The sequence below is a fragment of the Streptomyces sp. NPDC048389 genome (genome assembly GCF_040706335.1).
Taxonomy (GTDB): domain Bacteria; phylum Actinomycetota; class Actinomycetes; order Streptomycetales; family Streptomycetaceae; genus Streptomyces.
On the sequence record NZ_JBEZKP010000068.1, the window covers coordinates 25,543 to 35,684 of the forward strand.

The 10,142-nt window shown below is 68.5% G+C and carries 9 protein-coding genes; 6 read left to right on the forward strand and 3 right to left on the reverse strand.

Annotated features, from left to right (window positions below; genetic code table 11):
• The first annotated feature begins 17 nt into the window (after positions 1 to 17).
• Together AB0903_RS30580 and mycP are read left to right on the forward strand one after the other, a co-directional pair.
• Positions 18 to 1,424, forward strand: a complete 1,407-nt coding sequence (locus AB0903_RS30580) for a hypothetical protein (RefSeq protein ID WP_366707979.1) — start codon at positions 18 to 20, stop codon at positions 1,422 to 1,424.
• Positions 1,425 to 1,453: 29 nt separating this feature from the next.
• Positions 1,454 to 2,731: a type VII secretion-associated serine protease mycosin gene (gene mycP, locus AB0903_RS30585; protein ID WP_366707980.1), complete on the forward strand. Its 1,278-nt coding sequence runs from the start codon at positions 1,454 to 1,456 to the stop codon at positions 2,729 to 2,731.
• Between the two features lie 62 nt (positions 2,732 to 2,793).
• On the opposite strand, the gene AB0903_RS30590 is transcribed toward mycP, so the two are convergent.
• The 3 genes from AB0903_RS30590 to AB0903_RS30600 are packed head-to-tail and all read right to left on the reverse strand — an operon-like array spanning position 2,794 to position 6,015.
• Entirely contained in the window at positions 2,794 to 3,342 is a 549-nt protein-coding gene (locus AB0903_RS30590) for a hypothetical protein (protein ID WP_366707981.1), read from the reverse strand.
• Positions 3,343 to 5,637: a hypothetical protein gene (locus AB0903_RS30595; RefSeq protein WP_366707982.1), complete on the reverse strand. Its 2,295-nt coding sequence runs from the start codon at positions 5,635 to 5,637 to the stop codon at positions 3,343 to 3,345. It abuts the gene before it with no gap.
• 18 nt (positions 5,638 to 5,655) lie between these two features.
• Entirely contained in the window at positions 5,656 to 6,015 is a 360-nt protein-coding gene (locus AB0903_RS30600) for a hypothetical protein (RefSeq protein WP_366707983.1), read from the reverse strand.
• A gap of 332 nt (positions 6,016 to 6,347) precedes the next feature.
• On the opposite strand from AB0903_RS30600, the gene AB0903_RS30605 reads away from it, so the two are divergent.
• The 4 genes from AB0903_RS30605 (at position 6,348) to AB0903_RS30620 (ending at position 9,806) form a co-directional block, all read left to right on the forward strand.
• On the forward strand, positions 6,348 to 6,548 hold the full coding sequence (locus AB0903_RS30605) for a ribbon-helix-helix protein, CopG family (RefSeq protein WP_366707984.1): 201 nt from the start codon (positions 6,348 to 6,350) through the stop codon (positions 6,546 to 6,548).
• On the forward strand, positions 6,545 to 6,934 hold the full coding sequence (locus AB0903_RS30610; protein WP_366707985.1) for a type II toxin-antitoxin system death-on-curing family toxin: 390 nt from the start codon (positions 6,545 to 6,547) through the stop codon (positions 6,932 to 6,934). The genes AB0903_RS30605 and AB0903_RS30610 overlap by 4 nt, the downstream gene beginning before the upstream one ends.
• 175 nt (positions 6,935 to 7,109) lie before the next feature.
• Positions 7,110 to 8,894 (forward strand): DEAD/DEAH box helicase, encoded by a 1,785-nt coding sequence (locus AB0903_RS30615; protein ID WP_366707986.1) that lies wholly within the window; start codon positions 7,110 to 7,112, stop codon positions 8,892 to 8,894.
• 270 nt (positions 8,895 to 9,164) lie between these two features.
• Entirely contained in the window at positions 9,165 to 9,806 is a 642-nt protein-coding gene (locus AB0903_RS30620; RefSeq protein WP_366707987.1) for a helix-turn-helix domain-containing protein, read from the forward strand.
• The last annotated feature ends 336 nt before the right edge of the window (positions 9,807 to 10,142 follow it).

Consider the following 10,142-nt stretch of genomic DNA (forward strand, 5'->3'; position numbering starts at 1 on the left):
GGACCCCCTTCGAGAGCATGTCCCACGAGGCGATGCTGGCCTGGCTGGACCAGGCCAGCAGCTTCCATGTCCAGGAAGCGGCCGACCGGTTGTCGGCTGCCGCGGTCGAGATCCGGAGCATCGCCCAACAGATGAAGTTCCGCCCCGAGCGGGTGAGGTGGGAGGGCGAGGGCTTCGAGGCGTTCGTCGAGTGGGGCGCGAGCCTTGCCTCCTCGACCTTGCGGCTGGCGGACTACAGCGACGACGCGTCCAAGTGGCTCGGCCAGTCCTCGGGCGCCATCGCCCGAGCCCAGGCCGCCATCCCCCGCTACACCTCCAAGGAACAGGCCCAGGCCAACCTCGCCGCGGCCCAGGCCCATCGCAATGACCCCGACGCGTCGGCGGTGGCGGCCGAGGCGGACTCCGCCCTGGCCGCCACACGGGAGCAGAACCGCCTGGAGGCCGCCGCCGAGATGCGCAAGCTGGCGCAGGCGTACGACCAGTCAGCGTCGCAGATGGACAAGCTGGAGCCACCGACGTTCCGTCCGCCGCCGGCGGAGTTCGTGCCGCCGCCCGACAGCTCCGTTGGCACCCAGGACCTGTATCACTCGGAACGTGCCACCCCCGCCGGGGGCGGGGGTGGCGGAGGGTATGCTGCTCCGGCGTCTGCCACAGGTGGTTCGCCAGTACCTGGGACGGCAGCAGCACGCATGACTGGGCCTGAGTTGCCTCCTGGCGTCACTGAGCCGAGGCCGCCCCAGGTTGCCATGGAGCTCGACAGCGTCAACGCGCAGCCACCGAAGGAGACGACTCCTCCAGCTCCGTCTTCGCTTGGTCCGCTACGCCCCGAGGGCGGCCCGACGAACCCGCCGGTTAACCTGGCGCCCCCTGTGCCTGGCGGCGGCCCCCTGCCTCCGCCTGCCAAGCACAGCGTTACCGAGCGCATCCCAGGCATTCCCCGGGGGCCGGTACCGCCAGGGCAGTCGACCGGAGTGCCAGGTCCCGGCCCCGGCAGCGCGAGGCCCCCAAAGGACGGCATCGTAGGCGGACGCCCCATGCCGCCCGCCTCCGCGCAGGCGAGCGGCATTCCGCGGGGAAACGTCATCGGCGCCGGAGGCGGCGGGTATGCCCGTCCACCCATGGCACACGGTGCCGTAGGCGTGGGAGGAGGCGCGGGATCGGGCCAAAGTCGGACACCGGGCGGTCGGCGTTTCGCGACCGAGACCGGAGGCATCGTCGGCGGCCGTCCGCAGACGGGCGTCACAGGCGGGCGTCCGTCCACCGAGGGCGGTTCCCGACCGGCACCTGGTGGGATCACGGGCACGCCTTCGCGGCCGTCCTCACGCAATGAGAATACTGAGGGCGACCGGCCTGACTACCTCACCGAGGACGACGAGACCTGGCACCGGAACAACCGCCGAGTCGTGCCACCGGTCATCGACTGAACCTCACCCGAGACGAGAAAAGGATCTCCATGCCTGCCAGCACCAAACGCCGGGCACGCACCCGAGCAGTGGCATCCACGCTCCTCACGATGGTGTTGGCAGGCATCGCGGTCCCGGCACATGCCGATTCCATCCGCTCGCAGCAGTGGCACCTGAACGCCATGGGCGCGGAAGAGATTTGGAAGATCAGCACAGGAAAGGGTGTGACCGTCGCGGTCATTGACACCGGCGTCAATGCCGCCAATGGAGATCTCCGAGGTGGCGTCCTCAAGGGTAAGGACCTGGCCCCCGCCGAGTCCGGAGACGAGTGGACAGATTATGACGGCCACGGCACTGGAATGGCGGGCATCATCGCAGGAGCCGGCAGCAGTGCGGGAGGGGATGGCGCATTCGGGCTGGCGCCAGGTACCAAGATTCTCCCAGTGCGCATGCCGGAGGAAGAGCGGTTGGCGAACAAGGCCGAAGCGAACGAGCAGTTCAATGTTGTCGCGCCGGAAGCGATTCGCTACGCCGTTGATGCAGGTGCCAAGGTCATCAATATGTCGATGGCAGTCGACCAGGGGTCGCCGCAACTGACGGCCGCCGTCCGGTATGCCAACGAGAAGGGCTCGCTGGTCTTCGCGGGCACGGGCAACGATGGCCTGAAACAGGAGATGTACCCGGCCTCGACCCCGGGAGTCGTCGCTGTGGGAGCGTTGGGGAAGGATCTCAAGAGAGCGAAGTTCTCCCACTACGGACCGCAGGTCGACGTTGCTGCGCCAGGCGTCGATATCTTGCAGGCATGCCATGACAATGAGATCTGCAAGGGCGAAGGTACGAGTGCTGCCACCGCCATCGCCTCCGCCACCGCCGCGTTGATCTGGTCCAAGCACCCGGAGTGGACCAACAACCAGGTCCTGCGGGTCATGCTGAACACCATCAGCGGCCCGACCAGCGGCAACAAGCGCAACGACCATATCGGTTACGGCGCCCTGCGCCCCCTGCGGGCGCTGATGACGCCCGGCGACCCCGGCCCTGCGGACCAGTACCCGCTTCCCGACTTCACCTACCAGGACACCAAGCCCCCGTCCTCGGAGCCCTCCAGCCCTGCGGAAGCCTCCGCCCATCCGACGGCCGCACCGACCGCGTCCGACGGCGACAGCGGCACGACGACCGTCTGGATCGCCACCGGCATCGGCGCCGTCGTCGTGGGGGGCGCCGTCGCGGCTCTGGCTGTCCGAGCCCGGCGGCGGCGGGCGGCTGAAGCCACCGCGGGGAACAGCGCCCCGTACCCGTACCACGGGGATCACTGGCCCAGCGGACGCTGACGACGTGGGCCCTCGTGGGCGGTCAGCTGACCCGCTTTGTGATGCTGCACTGGAGTTGTCTGTCAGGAGCAGTTCAGCTCGTGCTCGGCGAAGTCAACCATTCGTTGTAGCAGGCCAGGCAGCGCGGCGCGCAACCTCTTCTCGTCTGGTGATCGGTCCGTGCTGAGGCGCAGTTCGATGTACTTTCCGGGATCGGCCGGTGATTTGGAGGCGTCGCACACGATATGCGTGCCGGCTCCGGTGCCCCAGGTTAGGCCTCTCGCGCCGACATCGATGGGCTGGGGATTGGCCTTATCCCAGGGGGCCCAGTCGACCTGACCCTCGTAGTCGAGGAGCTTGGCATTGACAAGCATCCCGTGCCTACCGTCGATGTACAGGTTGCATGTGGCGGAGTCCATTTCTTCATTGAGGAGGAATGGATCCGAGGACATTTCGGCCTTCTTGCCCGTCGGCATGAGCGGAGCGATTTCACCGGCGGTGAATACGCCCCAGCAGATCCGTTTCGGGAGTTTAGGCATCACCTCACTTTCGCCGTCCGAGCAGCCGACCACTGCCGTGAGGGAGAGAGTGGTCATCAATGCGGCCAGTGCGCGAGTGACGTTTTGGTGCATCTAGCTTCCCTTCGGACCGGAACTGGCAACCAGGTCGCGGCCGATGGAGTGCGCGGCAGCGGTCTGTGTGGAGGCTGATCCCTTGTACTCATTGATCTGTTCTGCTGTGAGGACGGATCCGCGGGCGGCAGTCTCGACGGCGGATGCCGCTGCCCACTTCGCTGCGCGTTCTGCGTCGGCGTAGCCTCGGGCCGACTCATGGCGCGATTCATCGGCCTTGTCTTCCTTCGCGCTGTTCACGGTCGACTCCGTGATGTCCTCCTTCATCCACATCGCCGCGTCACCCAGCACCGGAACCATCCCCACGTACTTGGCCCCGAGGGCGTCGATGACGCGGTTCGTCCACTTCGCGTTCTCCTCCACGCCCTTGTTGTACTCGTCGGCCTCATGGGCCTTGGTGTCGTGGATGGCCTGCGCCCGGGCTTCGGTCAGGATGCCCGCGATCTCGCCGCCCGGGTGGACGGCGTTCTGAATGGCGAGATCGGTGTCTCCGTGCTGCTCGGGATTGCGGAAGACGTCCGAAACGAGTGCCGTGGTGTACGCCTGCTGGGCGTTGGTGATCGCTCCGTAGGCGTGGGGGTCCTGGGCGACCGCGCCGAGGAACGAGGCCATCTCGTCCTTGCGGAACTCGGCCATCACCCCGAGTGGCTTCGCCTGGTTCGCGCCGTTCTCCGCAGTGGCCTGCAGGTCGGGCATGTACTCGGCGGCCATGTTGCCGAACTGCGGGGACAGGCCGCTGAGCGGGCCCGGCAGGTCGCCGGGGTTCGCCGCGACCAGAGCCGGATCCGCGCCGATCTTCGCCACGACCTGCTCCATCACATTGGTCATGGCCTCGGTGTGCGACACCGGCGGCGCGTTCTCGTCGCCCGGTACGCGCCCCGTGACCGCCGCCTCCAGGGCATTGCCGAGAGCGGTCTGGCCGGGGGTGGCCTCTCCACCGACGACCGTGTCGTAATAGTCGGCGGTCGGCTTCTTGTCGAGCATGTAGTCGACGAGTCCCTGCGCGTCCTTGCCCCCGATCGCACCGTCGGACAAGGTGACGAGGCCGTCCTTGTTGGTGTCCTCGCGGAGCGGTTCGTCGAAGAAGGCGGTTGACGCCTCCGGATTGTGACTCAGCGCCTCCATGAACCCGGTGAGCGGGTTGAACCCCCTGCCGCCCTCATTGTCCAGATTGATGGACATGGCTCGGTCGATGGGCATGCTGTGGTCCCAGATTCCCGGGTTCTTCTTGTCCATGGCCACCATGTCGCGGCCCACCGAAGTGAGGAACTCCGTGTTGTAGGTCCCCTCCCGAAGGAGAGCTCCCAATGCCTGGTAGCCGTACACCTTGGTGCCGAGCCCGGTGCTGCCGGACACGTCGAGTTCCTTGCGTCCCGCCTTCATGAGCTGGGTGGTCCAGGTGGCGTCGAGGTGGTTCGGAGTGGACGTGTGGGTGGCGAGGCCGAGGATCGCGCCCATGTCGTTCTGAATGTTGCGCACCATCTTCACGCGGTCCTGGGCCTCCGCGGACGGGCCGAGCGATGTGGCGTTCAACGACATGTTCGCGTACGCCTCGAGGGTTCCTTCCGCACCGAGCTTGCGATAGAAGGAGGCGGAGAACTCGGGATCGGCGCGGTTGTCGTCCAGAAGGTCTTCGAGTTCCTTGAGGGCGACCACGTTGCGCGCGGTGCCGCCGTCGCCGGTGACCTTCTTCATGAGTTCCGCCGCCCGGTCGACCTGTTCGGCGTCGAGGCTCTTGTACTTGGGAGCGGTGAAGTTGTGGTCGTCCCGGACGTTTGCCGCGAGGGCCCGTTTCAGCGAGTCGTCGGCGTCGGAGCAGTCCTCGACGATCCTGTCTATTTTCCTCTGCCAGGAGGCCACGACCTCTTCCTGCTTGCGCAGTGCCTCCGCGTAGCCGGGGTCGTGGCGTGCCGTCGCGTCGGTCTTCAGGTCGTGGCGGGGCCGGACCTTGCCGTTCGCGTCCACGTGGATGCCCGCGGCCGGCCCCTCCTCGTCCCGGATCCTGATGAGCGCGTCCCTGGCGGCCCTGAACGACGTGTGCGCGTCCGCGAGGAGCAGTTCAATGCCCTTGGCCTGGGCTTCCGCGTCGTCGAACTCCTTGGCCGTCTTGGTGATGAACGGCTTCGTGACACCCGCGTTCAGGCCCCGCCAGTCGGCTTTGTCGGACTTGGCCTTCATGCCTCGCCGGGCCTCGTCCGCGAGCTTCTCCAGCTTGGTGAGCATCTCCGACCAGTCGTCGGCGGCTTCCTTGAACTTGGTGACGGGCGCGTCGACGACGTCCTCGTACTTCAGCACTGTGCTTCCCCCGGTGGACTACTTGAAGTACTCGCTGATCTTGGAGACTGCGGTCAGGTTGCCGCCGATGTCGGCGTCGTCCTTCGCGTGGGCGGCCTTCGAGTGGTCGAGGTGGTTGGAGATCTGCGCGCATGCGTCGAGCAGAGTCCGCAGTTGGGAGTTCCAGCGGTCGTGGACCTTCAGCAGTTCCGCGCCGCTGGTGAAGTTCCCGTTCATCAGTGCGATGGCCGCGTCGTACGTCGAGGCGCGGGCGTGGTCGCCGTCCCGGGTCAGCCGTCCGTGGAGGACGTATGCGTCGTGCCCGACCGCTCCGAGCTCGTCGGTGTTCACCTTCAGTTCTGTGGCACCGTGGTGGGCGCCGGCTTCCGGGTCGGCCATTCTGAGATTTCTCCACTCCCCGTCGCCCCGTCCTCTTCGGTGTCGGGGTGCGACCTCAGCGTAACGGTGAGCTACAGACTGATCGGTGTGTTCCAGTCGCCTCACGAACCGCCTCGCGCGCCGCCTTGGCGGTGGAGGAGGGGCAGGGTAGGGCGACGGCCACCCCTCGCAACGAAGGGGCAGACCGTCGTCCTTGCGTGGACGCCGCGCACCCGGTCGTGTTCGCCGCGGTGTTCCTGCCGAGGGGGGCCGGCGCTGGTGTGGGTGGCGACGCGGCTGAAGGCGACCACGGCTTAGTACCACTATGACCCCACTGGCGGTACCGTTCCGGTATGGCTGTGAACCTGCGTCTTCGCGACGACCAGACCGAGGCACTCAAGCGGCGGGCCGAGGAGGAGGGGACCAGCATGCACGCCATACTGCTCAAGGCCGTCGACGACTACCTGGCCAGGACCGCCCACCAGGCGATGGTCCGCAAGACCGCCAAGGAGCAGGTCGCCAAGTGGTCCGAGCTGCTGGAGCGGCTCAAGTGACGTACGTCTACCTGGACTCCGAGGACGTCCTGGCCATCGCCGCCGCAGCGGTCGATGACCAGGACGTCGTGGTTCGCGACCTGGGACTGCTGGCGTCGGCGGTGCACCGGCCGTCGGCCTCCGTGTTCGGGCAGGAGGCGTACACCGACCTCTTCGACAAGGCGGCGGCCCTGCTCCAGTCGCTGTCCGTCAACTACCCCTTCATCGATGGGAACAAGCGCACGGCCTGGACCTCCTGCATGGTCTTTCTCGCCATGAACGAAGTGCAGCTGCGTCCGGGCATCGATGCGGGCGAACGCTTGGTGATCGCCGTGTCAACCGGCCGGATGGACGAATTGAAGGCGATCTCCGAGGCGCTGCGGGACCTGGCTGATCCCGTCGTGTGACATGAACCGCAGTACCGCCGGACGCAGGCCCGTCCCGCCCGGCGGCAACCGGGCCCCCGGTAGGGTGGCCCGGTTGTCGTACGTAACGACGCCGTACGCAGCTTGCCCCTGCGCGCGACCCCGTACGTGCCGCCCGCCCGCGCCCACGTCAGCCGAGAGCACCGAGCCGGAGACCGTGACTACTACCGCCTCCCACCATCTCTCACCCGCCTTCCCCGGCCGCGCCCCCTGGGGCACCGCGGGCAAGCTGCGCGCCTGGCAGCAGGGTGCGATGGACAAGTACGTCCAGGAGCAGCCGCGTGACTTCCTCGCCGTCGCCACGCCCGGCGCCGGCAAGACGACCTTCGCGCTGACCCTCGCCTCCTGGCTGCTGCACCACCATGTCGTGCAGCAGGTGACCGTCGTCGCGCCGACCGAGCACCTGAAGAAGCAGTGGGCGGCCGCGGCGGCGCGGATAGGGATCAAGCTGGACCCGGAGTACAGCGCGGGGCCGCTGAGCAAGGAGTACCACGGGGTCGCGGTCACCTATGCCGGCGTCGGCGTACGCCCCATGCTCCACCGCAACCGCTGCGAGCAGCGCAAAACACTCGTCATCCTCGACGAGATCCACCACGCCGGTGACTCCAAGTCGTGGGGCGAGGCGTGCCTCGAGGCGTTCGAGCCGGCGACCCGCCGGCTCGCCCTCACCGGCACCCCGTTCCGCTCGGACACCAACCCGATCCCCTTCGTCACGTACGAGGAGGGCGACGACGGCATCCGCCGCTCCGCCGCCGACTACACGTACGGGTACGGGAACGCGCTCGGCGACGGCGTCGTCCGACCCGTGATCTTCCTGTCCTACAGCGGCAACATGCGCTGGCGCACCAAGGCCGGCGACGAGGTCGCCGCACGGCTCGGCGAGCCGATGACCAAGGACGCGATCTCCCAGGCGTGGCGCACCGCGCTCGACCCCCGCGGCGACTGGATGCCGAACGTGCTGCGCGCCGCCGACCAGCGGCTCACCGAGGTGCGCAAGGGCATCCCCGACGCCGGCGGCCTCGTCATCGCCTCGGACCAGGACTCCGCCCGCGCCTACGCCAAACTGATCCGCGAGATCACCGGCAACAAGGCGACCATCGTCCTCTCCGACGAGGCGGCCGCGTCCAAGCGCATCGAGGAGTTCAGCGAGGACGGCTCCCGCTGGATGGTCGCGGTCCGCATGGTGTCCGAAGGCGTCGACGTGCCGCGCCTCGCCGTCGGCGTGTACGCGACGACGATCTCGACCCCGCTGTTCTTCGCCCAGGCCGTCGGGCGTTTCGTACGGTCCCGCCGGCGCGGCGAGACCGCGTCCGTCTTCCTCCCGACCATCCCCAATCTCCTCGGTTTCGCCTCCGAGATGGAGGTCGAGCGCGACCACGTCCTCGACAAGCCGAAGAAAGAAGGCGAAGAGGACCCGTACGCCGAATCCGAGAAGGAGATGGCGGAGGCCGAGAAGCAACAGGACGAGGAGACCGGCGAGCAGGACATGCTCCCGTTCGAAGCCCTCGAGTCCGACGCCGTCTTCGACCGCGTCCTCTACGACGGCGCCGAGTTCGGCATGCAGGCGCACCCCGGCAGCGACGAGGAGCAGGACTACCTCGGCATCCCCGGACTGCTCGAACCCGACCAGGTGCAGCTGCTCCTCCAGAAGCGGCAGGCACGTCAGATCGCGCACAGCCGCAAGAAGCCCGACGAGGAGGCCGACCTCCTGGAACTGCCGGCCGAACGGCGGCCCGTCGTCTCCCACAAGGAGCTACTGGAACTGCGCAAGCAGCTGAACACCATGGTCGGCGCCTACGTCCACCAGAGCGGCAAACCGCACGGCGTGATCCACACCGAGCTGCGCAGGGTGTGCGGCGGGCCCCCGAGCGCCGAGGCGACGGCGGGCCAGATCCGAGAGCGGATCAAAAAGGTCCAGGAGTGGGCCACGCGCATGCGCTGACAGGACCGTGACGCCGCGCCGGGATGTCACGAACAGGGAGCAACGGCCCATCGCCGACGGCCCACCGCCCGGATTCTGGACGAGGGCTTCCGCTCAGCGGTGCCGGTCGCTACTGTCCCGGCAATACACACGCCCCGTGGCAGCGTCGCCGCGGAGCGCAGTCGGTGTGCCATGGCCTGCCGGCGGCCTCTGGGCGCGTCGCCGATGGGACCGGTGCCGCGGCAACCCCTTCTGAGGACCGCCGTCACTCACTCCGAAGGAGAGGGCGTCGTGACCGCGGAGACCTCCCAGACGCTCGACAGGGGACTGCGTGTCCTCAAGCTGCTCGCCGATACCGACCACGGGCTGACCGTCACCGAGTTGTCCAACAAACTCGGCGTCAACCGCACCGTCGTCTACCGCCTGCTCGCCACCCTCGAGCAGCACGCCCTCGTCCGCCGTGATCTCGGCGGCCGGGCCAGGGTCGGCCTCGGCGTGCTGCGCCTCGGCCGCCAGGTCCACCCGCTGGTGCGGGAGGCGGCGATGCCGGCGCTGCGCTCCCTCGCCGAGGACATAGGGGCCACCGCGCACCTCACCCTGGTCGACGGGGCGGAGGCACTCGCGGTCGCCGTCGTCGAACCGACCTGGACGGACTACCACGTCGCGTACCGTGCGGGGTTTCGGCATCCCCTGGACCGGGGCGCGGCCGGCAAGGCCATCCTCGCCGCCCGTCAGGCGAAGACCGCGGAGCCCGGATACACCCTGACCCACGGCGAACTGGAAGCGGGCGCGAGTGGCGCGGCGGCGGCGCTGGTGGGAGTGACGGGCATAGAGGGCAGCGTCGGCGTGGTGATGCTCGCCGACGCCGTCCCGGAACGTGTCGGGCCCCGAGTCGTCGACGCGGCCCGCGAGGTCGCGGACGCCCTCCGCTGACGGGCCCTTGGGCGGGCGGCACACCGGGTTCACGCTCCTAGGGGCGGGCCCGGCCCGGCCCTTTGACGCGTCTCCGGGCGTGGCCCGGTGGGTCCGGGTTACGTCCTCGGGCGTGGTCCGGTCCTGGTTACGTCCCCGGTCATGGCCCGGTCGCTCCGCCCGGGCCCCGTGGCGCCGGGTGTGGCCCGGTCCTGTCCGGGTGGCGCCCTCGGGCGAGGCCCGGCCCCGGGTACGCCTTCCGGGTGTGGCCCGGTCCTGTGCGGGTGGCGTCCGGGTGCCGCTCCGGTGGTCGTGTCCGGGACTGCTTTCCTCACCGCGCTTCGCGCGAGTTGCGAC